A 15,557-nucleotide genomic window follows, 5' to 3' on the forward strand; every position below is an offset into this window, starting at 1 on the left:
CCTTATGCAAACCTTTGCCTTTGCATAATCGTCCAAATGCATGGGAGAAGACCTGATGTTGATCGCGTCATTAACCTTAATAGGTATTGTCGTTACCCGTGTTGCAAAATCGGTAACGCGTCTTTCGATCCATCGTTCAAGAAAAGCCTCGGACGGCCATCTAAAGAATCTTGCGCCTTCGCCGAAAGCGAGAAGCCGCAAAGCCAATCAGCGCTAGGCCCGATGCGATACCGAACAGGCTTGCGATTCGTGTCGTCAAGCGCTCTACGCCGGAGTCGGCGCCGACATTGAGCGGGATTCTCAATGTGTCTTGATGCGGAACGGCACCTGCGCCGCCCTTGATCAAGTAGATCGCGTAATGCCCATTCGTATCAAGGTCAAAATGCGATTCGATGACACCTCTGGAATAGGTTTTGGCGAGAACCTCCGAGATGGTGCGAAGATCCTTGAAGTTCTCAGCATGGCTTTCATCGCCACCCGTAAACTCCTGTTCGACGATCCGGATGCCGATAGGCATGCTCCTCGGTTCGTTACCCACCAGATCCGCTGTAAAAAACACCTTGCCGGGTGTTGGTATATCTTGGCAGTACGAGCGGAACAGCTCTTTCGTTAATCTTGCATCCTGGTTTTCGTCGGACGGTCGGAGATGCACGCTGAAATAGACAGACGCTCGGCCGGGGCGTGGCGTCGAGAAAGGACTCCCGACCTACAGGGTGCTACAGTCGTAGGTCGGCAATCCTTTGCCGACGAACCCGTTGGCCCAACTGTACCGTCGGAAAAGGATTTCCGACCTACTCGCAAGTACCCGTACAGTAGGTATGAAAATGCTCGAGCGGGGAGCTCCCCAGGTGGTCGGAAATGATGTGATAGGCGTGGCCGCCCCGGATGAGGTACGCCGGTACGTTGCCCTTATCGGCATAGACGAAGGCGCTGACGATCTGGTTCTCACCGTCCAGTTCGGCGATCGGGCGGAGCCTGTCCTGGTAGAGGAAGCCTTGGACCGGAGTCCCGTTCACCTGCTTGCCGATGCGCCGGTGTTGGCCGTCGATCCGGTAGTCGATCACCGTGCCGGCTGGCAGGGTGACGTGCCTTAAGTTGCCGAACAGGTCATAGGTAAAGCCAGTGACCAGCCCGCCCACCGTTTTCGATGTCAAGTCGCCGTTGGCAGTGTAGGTATAAGTTCGCGATCGATGCCTATGCGGAGTTTAATCGAAGGGCACTTCGTGGCTCACCGCATTCAATGCAGATTCTTCTGACCAGTGATTTTAAACTCCGGCAAATCTTCTAAACATTCCGTAACGATAAATACCGAAAGATCCGGAATGTTAATTGTATATTGCTTCTCAGAATTCCTATTATTTTTTTTAAGAATAGCATCAAATCCGAACACCTGAACACGAGTATAAGGGTTATGGCTTGGCTCCTTTTCAAGCATAACCATTACATCGTTAGCTTTTCTGACCATTGAAGGACCAAGCTCAGAAAATATTACTTTCTTATTAGGTTCGCTGACCTTCTCGAAAACATAAATAACTTCATCAACCGCTTCGTCAGCATTAATAGCAGGAAAAATACCGTAAATAAATCCGCGTTTCGAGCTCTTTTCCTTTGAATATGAGACTACCCAGTTTTTTGGACGATTAACAATAGCACTTCCAACGAAAATCGTGTCATATATCCTCAAATATTTCTGGACAAATAAAGCACTCCTGTCGATGTCAAACGATGCCAACGAAATTATGCACACTGCGACAAGAAGAACGAAACTCCGCCGAATTTTCATAGAGCAAGAAATTTGGTTGCGATCTTTAAGGGTCTTTGAATGTTGGGACGGGGTCAGCAAGAGCTCCTCCAGCATATGTCCCAGGAACCTGTGCGCCTTTCAGCGCAGCGTCTGCTGCTGATTTCGTCAGGTCCTTAATCGCATCAGAGGTTGCATTTGGGCAATAATTCTTCGGGATTGGTTTGCCCGCTAGAATGTTGCTCATCACTTCATCGTCGTCACGTTTAGCCTTCTTCACGCGTTCCGCGTCTCGCATACCTTCTGAGTACGCGTCGATAAAATCATAAATTGCTTTTCCAGCAGCAATAACAACGACAGCGGCCGCTATTTGCTGAAAAAGTTGCCCATCCGAGTCGATCCAATTCACCGGGTCATTCAAGACATATCCGTATAAGTTAGTGTCCCCGCCGGCAAACCTTATCGGATCCTTCGTCGTCCAGCGCCCCGTCTCCGGATCATAATCCCGCGCGCCGAAACGGACCAGGCCGGTGTCGCGGTCGTAGAGGCCGCCGGCATAGCCGAAGGGCTGGAAGCCGGGGTTCGTGTCGAGGATGACCTGGCCCCAAGGGTCGTAGTCCAGCCGCTGCATCACGGTGCCGTCGGCCGTGTTAACGACGAGCCGGGGGCTACCGAGGTGATCCGTGAGGATCCGGTAGGTGTTACCGCCCCGGATCAGGTAGGCCGGCACGTTGGCCTTATCGGCATAGACAAAGCGGCTGACGATCTGGTTCTGGCCATGCAGTTCCGCGATCGGGCGGAGCCTGTCCTGGTAGAGGAAGCCTTGGACCGGAGTCCCGTTCACCTGCTTGCCGATGCGCCGGTGTTGGCCGTCGATCCGGTAGTCGATCACCGTGCCGCCCGGCTGGGTCACCTGCCTTAAGTTACCGAAACCGTCATAGCGGAAGCCGGTGACTTGCCCGCCCACCGTTTTCGATGTCAAGTCGCCGTGGGCGGTGTAGGCGTAGGCGGCTCCGTTGTAGCTCGTGAGCCGGTCCTGGGCGTCGTAGGTGGCGACTTCGACACCGTTGACGGTGGTCCGGTTGCCGTTGGCGTCATAGCCGTAGGTGGCCTGGACGGCTCCGTTCTGCCTGACTTCAGCTCGTGTAGATACCGTATTAGCGTCAGCGTAATGCGCCGAATGGACCGCTCTCATACGGCGGAAGGGTTATCCGGGCGCTCCCCGGACAACCGTTTGCGATTGGGATACGCGAGTACGCTATTTCGCCCTACGCGGGCTAACCCTTTTACGGGTTGATTACGCTCGTTGCAATAGCTTTTATAGTCTGCTGTTGTTGTGTTTTGAACTCATCAAAATTGTCTTGACTTCCGTGATACTCAACTAAAATCTTGCTTGCTTGCACTTTGCAAAATACGTGGAACTGCCGATTATCCAAAGTCTCTGAAGTACCTTCGAACTGAATGCATGTTACAGGCACGCCATTCTCAATATAGGAGTATTTCTTATAGTTCTCGCAGTTTATTCTTGCACACAACTTACTTAATGCTTCTGATAATCGGTCAATATCAAATTTTGCATCTCCAATCATAATATAGCTTTCATTAGGGAAGGTTGTTTTAGATGTGTCAAATTTACCGATTAATATAGGCTGATCATTCGAAATTGAAAATAAAGATGAATCAGTATTTGGGAAAACAAAATAATCATCATCGACAAATAGCTTTATGTTACGCCAACAAATCTCTTTTCCTATCCACATTTTCCAACCATATCTTAAGATATGGTTGGAAAAGTAGTTAACTAGAAACGCGACCCCAATTACGATCAAAACCTTAGCGATAGAATTCGAGTTAATTGTCATGCTCATTAATTAATTGCTTAGATTAAGGGCAGCGCTTTGAGGCTATCTTTGGCAATTTGTTACCGAAATTGAATTCAAGCTTCTTGCTAGCAACACCGAATTCTGATGCATCTTTTGCTAGCTGCTTTGTGGCATCTTGGTATTTATCGTCTGCTTTTTCAGCATTGTTTGGCTCCCCTTTTAATAACTTATCTAGCTCTTGATGTCTTTGTTTCCCTGCGTCATTTGCTTTCTTTGCTGCATTTTGTGCGGTCATAAGATTATCTATGACGTTATAAATTGCATAGCCAGTAGCAATAATACCAATGGCTGCCGCTGGGGATAATGTGCCTTCGGCATCAATAGAATTTATCGGATCATTCAATACATATCCGTATAGGTTGGTGTCCCCACCGGCAAACCGAATCGGATCCTTGGCCGTCCAGCGTCCTGTTTCCGGATCGTAATCCCTTGCGCCGAAGCGGACCAGGCCGGTGTCGCGGTCGTAGAGGCCGCCGGAAAAGCCGAACGGCTGGAAGCCGGGATTCGTGTCGAGGACGACTTGGCCCCAGGCGTCGTAGTCCAGCCGCTGGACGACGGTGCCGTCGACCGTGTTGACGACGAGCCTGGGACTCCCAAGGTGATCCGAGATGATCCGGTAGGTGCTGCCGCCCCGGATCAGGTAGGCCGGCACGTTGGCCTTATCGGCATAGACAAAGCGGCTGACGATCTGGTTCTGGCCATGCAGTTCCGCGATCGGGCGGAGCCCGTCCTGGTAGAGGAAACCTTGGACCAGGGTGCCGTTCACCGTTTTACCGATCCGTCGGTTGCGTCCGTCGATCAGGTAGTCGATCACCGTACCGCCCGGCAGGGTCACCTGCCGTAAGTTGCCGAACACATCATAGCTGAAGCCGGTGACCTGCCCGCCCACCGTTTTCGATTTCAAGTCGCCGTTGGCGGTGTAGGCATAGCCCGCGTAGGATGTGCCGACGAAGGAGGCGCATCGATCGTGAACTCGAACGATGCGGTTCCTGCGTCACCGCATCCTACGCGGGCTTCATGGCGCTTGACCCGTATAACAGTATCTACGCCGGCTTATCGGCATAGACGAAGCGGCTGACAACTTGGTTCTGGCCGTTGAGTTCCGCGACCGATGCGCTTCGTGCCTCAGCGCAACCTATGCGGGCTGTTCCAGTAGTTGACGCAACTTGAAAAGAGCTTCATTTACAACCTTTTCGCTAATGGAGTCCAGAACACCATTATTTTTTTCAAGCGCATATGACCATGCCGACTCCAAATCTGAGATACAACTTGTAAATTGATGCTCCCAATCTGACTCCACTTTCGATAGTGCATCTCTCAAAAAAATAAGATCACCTATCAAAGCGCTCAAGCCAATTGTCCCTTTGGTATAGGAGTCAATCTGCTTATGCATTAATGCTAATTGCCGGATATCGTGTTCATTCACAGCTATCGCTTCCCTGGAATTACGGTAACAACGTCATTACCCTCAACTATTACGGTGATGTTATTGTCTGAGTTGTAAATTCTCGTTCGATCGGGAATAGGATCTGGCGAACGTTGGCCATTCTTAATTGTGTCTTCAATAACTGATGGTGTTAAACCACGATTCTGCATCTGATCTAGTGCATGTCCGCAATACCGGCGACCATTGACAACTGCATCCGGATTACGAGTTTGTTGATATGGAGCATTTTGTAACGGAAATCCATTTCTACCGCTTGGCGCACTTGCAGGGGGCGCAAATTTAGCCCCCCCCAAACCGGCGCCAAAACCACTGCCGCCACCACCGCCACCCCCACCTCCCGGACCGAATGGGCCAAAGGGGCTGGCAGGATCGGTGTTAACAAGCCCTAAAGGATCAACCCAATTGATCGGATCATTCAGAACATAGGCATAGAGATTACTATCGCCGCCGCGGAACCGTATCGGATCCTTCGCCGTCCACCGCCCCGCCTCCGGATCATAATCCCGGGCGCCGAAGCGGACCAGGCCGGTATCGCGGTCGTAAAGGCCGCCGGCGTAGCCGAAGGGCTGGAAGCCGGGGTTCGTGTCGAGGATGACCTGCCCCCAGGCGTCGTAGTCCAGCCGCTGCATCACGGTGCCGTCGGCCGTGTTAACGACGAGCCGGGGACTCCCGAGGTGATCCGAGATGATCCGATAGGTGCTTTCTCCTCGGATGAGATACGCTGGCACGTGGCTCTTATCGGCGTAGACAAAGCGGCTGACAACCTGGTTCTCACCGTCCAGTTCCGCGATCGGGCGGAGGCTATCCAGGTAAAGGAAGCCTTGGACCCGAGTGCCGTTCACCTGCTTGCCGATGCGCCGGTTGCGCCCGTCGATCAGGTAGTCGATCACCGTGCCGTCCGGCAGGGTCACCTGCCGTAAGTTCCCGAACACGTCATAGGTGAAGCCGGTGACCTGCCCGCCGACCGTTTTCGTTTTCAAGTCGCCGTTGGCGGTGTAGGCAAAGGCGGTCCCGTTGTAGATCGTGAGCCGGTCCTGGGTGTCGTAGCTGGCGACTTCGAGGCCATTGACGTGAGTCCGATTGCCGTTGGCGTCGTAACCGTAGGTGGCCTGGACGGTCCCGTTATGCTTAACTTCGGTGAGGCGACCCGCGAGGTCGTAAGTGTAGACGGTGGTGTCGATCTGGCCGTTGACGGTCTCGGTCTTTTGAGTGATCCGGCCGAGGGCATCTCGGGTGTAGCCAGTCGAAAAGACGGGGCTGCTGTCGACATTGGCCGTGTAGCCTTGCACCTCGCCGAAACCGCTGTAGGTGAGGCTGTCGGTCACCGTCCCGAGCGCCGTACCGGTCAAGAGACCGTTTTGGGCATGGCGAGTCAGGGTCAGGGCACCGGCGGAGGTCAGTAGACTATCGGCATCGTAGCCAAAACTGATCGGCGAGCCGTTAACCGAAACCGTCTTCACGCGGAAGTCGGTGTCGTAGGCGTAGCCGACCGTGCCGGCGATGGACCCGGTCCAGGCGGTTTGGGTGAGGAGCGCGCCGTCGTAGGCGTAGTTGAGCCCGAGGCTTCCCGGCGCGGTCAGGTTTTGGAGGCGCCCGGCCGCGTCGTAGGCGTAGGCGTACGTGGTCTCGCCCTGGGGCGCCGTCACCGTCTGGAGCCGTCCTCCCGCATCGTAGGCGAAGGTCACGGTCTCGCCGCCCGGCCGGGTGATCCGGGTGAGTTGCTTGTCCAGATTGTACTGGTAGCGGGTGGCCGGGTCCGTCGCCTCGACCGTGGGCGGGGTGTAGTGCTCGGTCAGGTCGAGGGGCGTGTAGTCGAAGAGGTGCGCGGGCTGGCCCGGCGGCAGGAGCGAGGTGAGATTGCCGTTGGCATCGTAGCCGAACTGCACGGACCGGCCGTCGGGCAGGGTTTTGAGGATCACTCGGCCGGCGAGGTCGTACTCGTAGCTCACCGTCCGACCGAGCGGATCGGTGACGGTGTGGAGCCAGCCTTGGCTCGGACCGTCGGCATAGTAGTCGTAATGTACCGTACGCGCATCCGAGCCTTGGCCCAGGATCACCTCCTGCAGGCGTCCGCGCACATCATAAGCGAACTGCTCCGGCTCCAGTCCCGGGATTTGGCGGCTCACCGGTCGGCCCCGATCGTTCACGACCGTGGTGAGGGTCCGTCCCACGGGAGAGGTGGCCGTGAAGATCCGGCTGAGGACGTCGAAGACCGTTCGGGAGGTTCGGCCGTTGACCGTTTGAGTCTCGCTGAACGTGGTGAGGCTCAGAAGATTGCCGGGATCGACCAGGGTGGCGGCGCGGTTCCGGGTCACCGTGGCCGTAAGGCCGCTCGGGGTTTTCACGGTAGTCGAGGTTGCCACCGGCGCTTGCATACCAAAGCGCGGATCGGGGCCCTCCAGGACCGTGGTGACGGTGTCGTCCGGAGCGGTGCCGATTTCCTCGCCGTTGGTTTGGAACAGGCGATCGAGCACCGTGCCGTCCGGATAGGTGTTGAGCTGCCGGCGATCGCCGGTCGCGAGATACTCCACCCCAAACGTGGTGGTCCGTCCCTCCGCCGTGGTCATGGCGGTGCTGAATCCGGAACTCCCTTCGGACCGGAGCAGCATCCAGCCGCCGCCCCCGGCGTTGACATCCTGGATCAACCGTCCCCGATCATCATAGGTAAAGGTATTCGTGTTCCCCTTCGGGGCGGTAAAGCCGGTGAGAAGGCCATCCGCGGTGTAGCTCATCGCGTGAGTTTCGCCGGCGGGATTCACAACCGTCGCGAGATAGCCGTTAGCATCTTGGGTCAAAGCGGTGCGCTGGCCATCCGGGGCGACAATGGCCGTGGGGTTGCCCGCTGCGTCTCGCTCAATGGTGGTCACATTACCGTCAACGTCCGTGACCGAAATCAGGCGCCCCGCGCTATCGTAGCCGAAGCGGTACAGCACCGCGCGAGTCAAGGCGTTCTCCGTCTTCAGATGACGCCCTTTCGAATCGAAGTAATACAGTTCGTTTCCGTCGGTCGACGGTATTAGCATGTTTTCGAGTCCGGCGTCAGGGAATGGCGGCGCTAGCTGTCGGATGCGACCGTTGTCGGTGTCAGCGATATAGAGCTTGCCATTGGGGGCCATGGCTATGCCTCGCGGGCCGGAAAGGTGTGACTGAGTGGCAAGTCCACCATCCCCGCCGTAGCCCAAAGCCCCGGTTCCTGCAACAGTCGTGATGATGCCGTCAGGTCCAATGCGGCGAATGCGGTTGTTCCCGGTATCGGCTACATAAATGCTCCCGTCGTTGGTAACGACCAGATCTCGAGGGCCGGAAAGGCGTGCCTGAGTGGCAAGTCCACCATCCCCGCCGTAGCCCAAAGCCCCGGTTCCTGCAACAGTCGTGTTGATGCCGTCAGGTCCAATGCGGCGAATGCGGTTGTTCCCGGTATCGGCCACAAAAACGCTGCCATCATGCCCAATGGCAATACCAGAAGGGGAAGTGACAGATTGAGCAAAAGTCCTCATGAGACCGTCCGGTCCGACGCGACAAATGCGGTTGTTCCCGGTATCGGCCACATAAATGCTGCCGTCATGCCCAATGGCAACATCGCGAGGAGAACGAAGTCCCGACAGCGAAGCAGGTTGGTTCTCAACGCTAATGCTGGCGTATCCCAAGCCTGCGAACCTATAGATGATGCCATTTGGCAGGATGTGATAAACGCTGTGGTTCTCAGTAGCGGCGACGTAAACGCTGCCGTCAGCGCCGATGGCTATATCATTGGGATGATTCAGTTTCGCGTTCTTTGCCAGTTGTCCGCCAAACACAGGGGAACCAGGGGCGCCCGTTCCCGCGATGGTCGTGATGATGCCATCCGGTCCAATGCGGCGGATGCGATTATAGTCAGTGTCGGCGATGTATATGCTTCCATCGGGTGCAGATGCGACGCCGGAAGGCGTGTAGAGGATTGTTCGCACTGCCGGTATACCATCACTGGTGTATCCGGTTTCACCGGTTCCCGCTATGGTCGAAATAACGTGATCGATACCAATCTCTTGCGTGTCCTGTCGCTGCCCCGTCCCAAGCCACAGTATCCAGGAGGTAGCATCATAAGCGTGGTGAATGTCGAGACTCCATTCACCCACCGATTGTGCTCCCAGGCCATTCCCGGTCAATTGCATGGACCAAGTGCGCTGCGCCGTGATCGTGGTAGCGCCGCGCTGTCCAACGATCTGGGCAGCGCTGCCCGTGCCGGTCGAGGCGCTGGCGAAAGCGAAGCTTTGCTTAAAATCAGGGCGGGCGGCGTAATACACAATGTCGTAGCGATACAGCAGCGTAACCGTCGCTTGACGCGAGCCAGTCACGGCACGGCCGTAGGCATCGAGGCCATCCCATTCGAAGCGGTAGGACTGATTCGGGGCTGCCGGAAACGTTTGGGTGAAGGTGCGCCCGGCGACGTAAACGGCAAGCTCGATGCTCTTGAGACTGGCCGGGACGCTAGCGCCGGCCAAGGAGATGTCGATGACCTTGTTCGGTTTATACCCTAGGGCGCGCTGGCTCCGATAATGCAACGTGTAAGGCGTGCCGGTGATCGGAAGCTCCTCGCCCACCGTCTGCGCCTGCGGGTTGATGCTGCAGCCCGTGCAGTCGTCGCTGTCTTTGTCGGGCGGCGTCTTGTTCTTCGTCTCATCCGGCGCGGGCGGCGCGGTGGCATCGGCGGGCGGGCCATAGGGCCAATTGAAATCCCACGGCGTGAAGTGGGTTACCGCCACCCGCCAGAGGCTCTTGCCGACTGGGTAAAGCTGGGCCAGCCGGGCGCGTTCGGCGTCGGTGATCCCGAGGGCGGCGAGTGTCGCGGCATCATCTTCGAGGGTGTCGCCGTTGGTATCGAGACTGGCGAGACTATCGGCGATCGATAGGATCTTGATCACCTTGCCGTTATCCGACGGCATCCAGGCGGCCTTGTCGCGGTCGTACCAGCCCGCCGGCACGATCTCGCCCACCGGGAAATTGAGGAAATTGTCAATATAGACCGGCACCGGCTGATTGAAGCTGACCGTCTTTGCACCCACGGCGATCGCCTCATCTGCCGAGAGTTCCACCGCATAGGTATAGCCCGAGGTCGGCGGCAGGGGACCGGGCATGGTCTTGGGGCCGTTCTCGCCCACCGTGTATTCGGTGGCTCGGACATGCAGCGTACTGAGCGGCTGCTGGGTGCCGTCCGGCAGGGTCAGCACGGCTTGGGTGCCCTGCGGAAACAGCACGGTGGCCTGGCGGCTGCCGTCGGCGTCACTCATAACGCTCCCTTGCGCCACCTGAAAAGGTTGAGTGGTGTCCGCCAGATCGATGGCGCTGACCTCTGGGTCGAGCGGGATCAACACGACGTCTTCGGACACGGCGAAGTCCTGCCACGGCACGTCGAGTTGCCGTTGGGCGGGGAGGAAACCGGGTTTGGCGTAGTCGAGGGTCAACAGGCCGCCGCCGTTGACTGCGAGGTCGAATTGGCCATCGGCACGGCTCAGTGTTTGGCCGAACTCGGGGTGGTCCTTGACGGTGACGGTCACGCCCGGCAAGGGGGCGTTGGCCTTGTCCCGCACGGTCCCGCGGAACACGGCGGCACGCTTCGGTTCGATCGTGCCCTCGGTGACGCCGGTCTGGATCGGGTTGGGACCGGTGTACAGGAATTTTGTTGCATCGGCCACCGGGGTGGCGACGGTCGGATCGAGGGGCGGGGCCACTTGGGCGGGATCCGGCGGCAAGTTTCCGCTGCTGCCGCCGCTGACCACGATCTTAAAGCTCTGGCTGGCCGTACCGCCCCGCCCGTCGCTGACCGTGACGGTGACGGCAAACGTTCCTTCCGCCGTCGGCGTCCACTGGATCACCCCGGTCGCGACATCGAGGCTCATGCCGGCCGGCGCCGTGGCGAGACTGAAAACCAGGACATCGCCGTCGGCATCGGTGGCGTCGACATCGTAAACATAGCTCTGGCCGACGGTCGCCGCGGTCAACGGGGCGGACGTGATGGCCGGTAGCACGTTGGGCGGCAGCGCCACCTGGATCAGCGCGGTATCGGGGTCGCTCGCAAGCTGCCCGTCGTGGACGATCAACTGGGCCACGTAATCGCCGGGGCGGTCCGCCAGGAAGGTCGTCGTGGACGTGAGCGGATCGCTCAACACCGCTTGGCTACCGTCCGGCGTGCTCACCAAGGCCCATTGATAGCTCAAGGGACCGCCGTCCGGATCGCTGGACCCGGCGCCGTTCAGGTGGATCGTGGTGCCGGCGAGGGCGGACTGGTCGGGGCCGGCATCGGCGACGGGCCGACTGTTGACGGTGCTGACGGTCACCGTGTCGGGATAGCTGTCGAGCTGTCCGTCACGGACGATGAGCTGGGCGACATAGGAACCTGGCCGATCGACGGTGAATGCGGGGGTCGCGGAGTCCGAGGCGGCAAGCGCGGCGGCGCTTCCTTCGGGTACGGAGGTCAGGGACCAGTGATAGCTGAGAACGTCGCCGTCCGCATCAAGCGAACCCGCCCCGTCGAGTTGGACCAAGGTGCCGACCGGCACGCCCTGGTCCGGACCCGCGGCCGCAATGGGTCGGCTGTTGAGGGTGGTAATGACGACCGTATCCGGGTCGCTGTCGGCGGATCCGTCGTTGACGATGAGCTGGACCACGTACGCGCCGGGCCGGTCCACGGCGAAAACGGGTTGAATCGCCGCGGAGTCGGACAGGGCCGCGGCGCTGCCCTCCGGTTGATTGATCAAGGCCCAGCGGTAAGTCAAGCGGTCGCCGTCCAGATCGGTGGAACCGCTGCCGTTCAAGGTGACGGCGTCGCCGACGTAGACGCTTTGATCGGGGCCCGCCTCGGCGACAGGTTTTGAATTGAGAGTGGCGATCGAGACAAAATCGGGTTCGCTGCTGGCCAGTCCATCGTCGACGACCAATTGCGCCGAATAGTAGCCGGGCCGGTCCAGCGTGAAAGCGGGCGTGGCCGAGTTGGGATCGGACAGATGCGCGGCGCTGCCGTCGGGCGCCAGAGTGAGGGTCCACTGATAGCTCAGCGGATCGCCGTCCACATCGCTGGAGGCGCTGCCATCCAGGCGGACGGTCGTGCCTACCGGGGCAGTTTGGTCGGGACCGGCATTGGCCACCGGGGCACTGTTGACCGTGCTGACGGTGACGGTATCCGGGACGCTCGCCAGTTGCCCGTCATCAACCACGAGTTGGACCGTGTAGGTGCCTGGCTTGTCGATCGTGAACGTCGGATTCACCGCGGTGCGATCCGACAGGATCGCGGTGCTGCCGTTGGGTTTTTCGGTAAAGGTCCATCGAAAAGTGAGAGGATCGCCGTCGCCGTCGCTGGAGGTGCTGCCGTCCAGGTAGACGGTCGTGCCCACCGGGGCGGTTTGATCCGGGCCGGCCTCCGCCACTGGGCGCAAGTCATGACCGAAGCGCCACTCCAGCAGCGAGGGGCGGAATTTGACATTGGCAGGCTTTTGAATGGTGAAGGTGTCGCGGCTGACGACGGTGGCACCGGCCGGCACATGGCCGAACGCGAGATCGCCGTCGATCACCACGATACGGGAATCGCGGCTGACGAGCCGCGCACTGACGCGGTACGCGTCCACCGCGGCGGTCGAGGTGAGGCTTGCCCGATAGGTATGCTCGAAGAGATTCTTCCGGCGGTGGATCTTTTTGCCGACTTCCTTGTACGAACCGATGGTGAAGCCGGAAGATGATGATCCGCCCTTCCCTTCGGTGGCGACCGTCAACGTTCCCCAGAGAAGCAGTCCGCAGAACGCCAGACACAAGCTCAGCACGAATCCCGCCCTAAACTGAGACAGCCGCTCGATCCCCATCCGTATTCCCCTTTTGTTTTTTCTCGGCCTTGTTCGACGCGCACGTCGATCCTGTCACAGTTTAGTGACACATTTTCGAAGTTGAAGCCAAGAGCTTGTAAGCCTCGGCGGATCTTTTTGTGAGCGTAGGCTTACATGAAGGGCGAGCCCTTGTTGCAAGGGGGATTGCGGCTGATCGGTGGCTGAATCAGCCCGTTACGTCGGGAAGGGATTCCCGACCTACAGGGTGCATGGTCGTAGGTCGGCAATCCTTTGCCGACGAACCCGTTGGCCCAACGAAACCGTTGGGAATGGATTCCCCGACCTACTCGCGAATGCCCGTACAGTCGGTATGAAAATGCTCTAGGCGCGACGACGCCGTGGGGCCGCCCCCACAAGAAGGAGCAACGCCGCCAGGGTGGCCCGTCAGCCGTGCAATCGGGTGCGTAGCGGCTTCACCAAACGGTGAGATCGGTAGAAGGTAGGACGGTCAGAATTTATACGGCTTTTCTACTCCTTCTAAGCGGTCAACAGCCGTTTCTAGGAGAATCGTCCAGATGCGTGGGAGAAGACCTGATGTTGATCGCGTCATTAACGTTAATAGGTATTGTCGTTACCCGTGTTGCAAAATCAATAACGCGTCTTTCGATCCATCGTTCAAGAAAAGCCGCGGACGGCTATCTAAAGAATCTTGCGCCTTCGCCGAAATCGAGAAGCCGCAAAGCCAATCAGCGCTAGGCCCGATGCGATACCGAACAGGCTTACGATTCGTGTCGTCAAGCGTTTTACGCCGGAGTCGGCGCCGACATTGAGCGGGATTCTCAATGTGTCTTGTTCCGGAACGGCATCTGTTCCACCCTTGATCAAGTAGATCGCGTAATACCCATTCGCATCAAGGTCAAAATGCGATTCGATGACACCTTTGGAATAGGTTTTGGCGAGAACCTCCGATATGGTGCGCAGATCCTTGAAGTTTTCAGCATCGCTTTCATCGCCGCCCGTAAACTCCTGTTCGACGATCCGGATGCCGATAGGCATGCTCCTCAGTTCGTTACCCACCAGATCCGCTGTAAAAAACACCTTGCCGGGTGTTGGTATATCTTGGCAGTACGAGCGGAATAACTCTTTCGTTAATCTTGCATCCTGGTTTTCGTCGGACGGCTGGAGATGCACGCTGAAATAGACAGCGAAAAAGTCTGTGGCGGCCAGGCAGCCGATCCGGGCGTTGGTAATCTGCTGCGACGGATTGTCGTTGTAACCTGGGCTGGTGCAAGCGGTCACGAGTGCCGTGCAAACCAATAGCGCATAGAGTCGGAATTCTGGCTGAAAAACTTTCATGTTGCGCCTCGTCAGCCTGCGTCACGGGGTTAAGAGAGCAGGCAGACATGGTAGAAGAACGGACCGCGGTATTCCATAACCGTGTTACGCACGGTGTCGGTTGTGCTCCTACCATAGTTTTGGGGTCGAACACGATATTTTTGTCAAAGAATCATCCGCGACAGACAAGGCCGGCTTATCCCGATCGTGATCAGAAATTTTCGTGAAGAAACGATAAGAGACTCAAGAACTGATCTAAGTACATCCCATAAAGTTCTGCGGAAAGGCGTACACTGGTGGCATGAAAGCCATCCTGATCCCCCCGTTGGGCAAAGCGCAACAGAGTGAGTTAGACACCCTGTATCGAAAGACCAAGGACCCACGACTCCGAACTCGTGCCCAGATGGTCTTGCTCTCGGCCGAGCGGGGTCTCAAAGCGCTGGAGATCGCGGGGATCGTGCGGGAGAGCGAGGACACCGTGGTGCGGTGGCTGAAACGGTATCAGAGCGAAGGCGTGGACGGGCTGAAAGATGCGCCGCGAGCGGGACGGCAAGCCAAAGTGACGGCGGCGTATCGGGCCGCCCTGGTGGCGGCGGTACGGCGCCGTCCGCGCAGTTTGGACCTGCCGTTTTCCATATGGACCCTGCAACGGCTGGTGGATTACCTGGCCGAGCAAACCGGGATTCGCATCGCTCTGGAAACCCTGCGCCAAACCTTGAAGCGCGAAGGGATTGTGCTCAGTCGTCCGCAGCATAAGATCAGCAGCCCTGATCCAGACTATGCGGTGAAAAAAAAGCGGTCGAAGACACCCGTGATCACTTGAAACCGGGCGATGTGTTTTACTACGCCGACGAGTTTAACCTCAGTTGGCTGCCTACCTTGACGGCGTTGTGGAGCCCGGTAGGCCAGCAAATTATGATTCCGACCCCAGGTCAGCCTAAGAAGCGCTATGGGTTGGGAGCGGTGAATTACCATACCGGTGAAACCGTGGTCTTATTCAAACGACACAAGCGCCGTCGGGAGGTGGCCGAACTGCTGCAAGCCATAGTGGACCAGCATCCCACGGGGACGATTTACGTCGCGTGGGACAATGCCGACACGCATCAAGACGACGAGATCGAAGCGGTCGTGCGCGGAGCCGCCGGGCGACTGGTCCTGCTGTACTTGCCGACCTATAGCCCTTGGCTCAACCCGATCGAGATGCTGTGGCGCCATTTCCGCCGCGAAGTGACCCATTGCGAACTCTTCGAGACGGTAGCCGCCTTGCTCCAAGCCGCCCGCGAGTTCTTCGACCGTCACAACCGCTCTCCACAGCTGGTGCTCTCGATTATCGGTTCCTATGCCGCAAAAGTTTCATGAAT

General features: G+C 57.8%; 11 protein-coding genes. 2 read left to right on the plus strand and 9 right to left on the minus strand.

Translation table 11 applies throughout. The features are described from left to right. Window positions 1-160: 160 nt before the first annotated feature. The 9 genes from ACR2TX_RS22510 to ACR2TX_RS22550 form a co-directional block, all read right to left on the minus strand. A complete protein-coding gene (locus tag ACR2TX_RS22510) occupies window positions 161-517 on the minus strand; it encodes a hypothetical protein (RefSeq protein WP_434130748.1) in 357 nt (118 codons plus the stop codon). Window positions 518-791: 274 nt separating this feature from the next. Continuing rightward, window positions 792-1,154, minus strand: coding sequence for an RHS repeat protein (locus tag ACR2TX_RS22515; protein WP_077730706.1), 363 nt, complete (start codon window positions 1,152-1,154; stop codon window positions 792-794). An 83-nt stretch (window positions 1,155-1,237) separates the two neighbouring features. Next, window positions 1,238-1,732: a hypothetical protein gene (locus ACR2TX_RS22520; RefSeq protein WP_139841062.1), complete on the minus strand. Its 495-nt coding sequence runs from the start codon at window positions 1,730-1,732 to the stop codon at window positions 1,238-1,240. A gap of 76 nt (window positions 1,733-1,808) precedes the next feature. After that, the gene (locus tag ACR2TX_RS22525; protein ID WP_077730708.1) at window positions 1,809-2,936 is read right to left on the minus strand and encodes an RHS repeat-associated core domain-containing protein; all 1,128 of its coding nucleotides are present in this window, start codon (window positions 2,934-2,936) and stop codon (window positions 1,809-1,811) included. Between the two features lie 91 nt (window positions 2,937-3,027). Continuing rightward, window positions 3,028-3,609 carry a hypothetical protein gene (locus ACR2TX_RS22530; protein WP_077730709.1) on the minus strand — a complete coding sequence of 194 codons (582 nt, stop codon included), beginning with the start codon at window positions 3,607-3,609 and terminating at the stop codon, window positions 3,028-3,030. 16 nt (window positions 3,610-3,625) lie between these two features. Further along, a complete protein-coding gene (locus ACR2TX_RS22535; RefSeq protein ID WP_434130749.1) occupies window positions 3,626-4,528 on the minus strand; it encodes an RHS repeat-associated core domain-containing protein in 903 nt (300 codons plus the stop codon). A 231-nt stretch (window positions 4,529-4,759) separates the two neighbouring features. Next, window positions 4,760-5,050 (minus strand): hypothetical protein, encoded by a 291-nt coding sequence (locus tag ACR2TX_RS22540; RefSeq protein WP_077730711.1) that lies wholly within the window; start codon window positions 5,048-5,050, stop codon window positions 4,760-4,762. A gap of 2 nt (window positions 5,051-5,052) precedes the next feature. Continuing rightward, window positions 5,053-12,900: a PKD domain-containing protein gene (locus ACR2TX_RS22545; protein WP_434130750.1), complete on the minus strand. Its 7,848-nt coding sequence runs from the start codon at window positions 12,898-12,900 to the stop codon at window positions 5,053-5,055. Between the two features lie 660 nt (window positions 12,901-13,560). Then, window positions 13,561-14,217 (minus strand): hypothetical protein, encoded by a 657-nt coding sequence (locus ACR2TX_RS22550; RefSeq protein ID WP_434113449.1) that lies wholly within the window; start codon window positions 14,215-14,217, stop codon window positions 13,561-13,563. A gap of 280 nt (window positions 14,218-14,497) precedes the next feature. On the opposite strand from ACR2TX_RS22550, the gene ACR2TX_RS22555 reads away from it, so the two are divergent. Further along, a complete protein-coding gene (locus ACR2TX_RS22555) occupies window positions 14,498-15,019 on the plus strand; it encodes a helix-turn-helix domain-containing protein (protein WP_156882070.1) in 522 nt (173 codons plus the stop codon). After that, the gene (locus ACR2TX_RS22560; RefSeq protein ID WP_434111136.1) at window positions 15,016-15,555 is read left to right on the plus strand and encodes an IS630 family transposase; all 540 of its coding nucleotides are present in this window, start codon (window positions 15,016-15,018) and stop codon (window positions 15,553-15,555) included. The genes ACR2TX_RS22555 and ACR2TX_RS22560 overlap by 4 nt, the downstream gene beginning before the upstream one ends. The last annotated feature ends 2 nt before the right edge of the window (window positions 15,556-15,557 follow it).

The sequence above is a fragment of the Methylocaldum sp. GT1BB genome (assembly GCF_051027545.1).
Lineage (GTDB): Bacteria > Pseudomonadota > Gammaproteobacteria > Methylococcales > Methylococcaceae > Methylocaldum.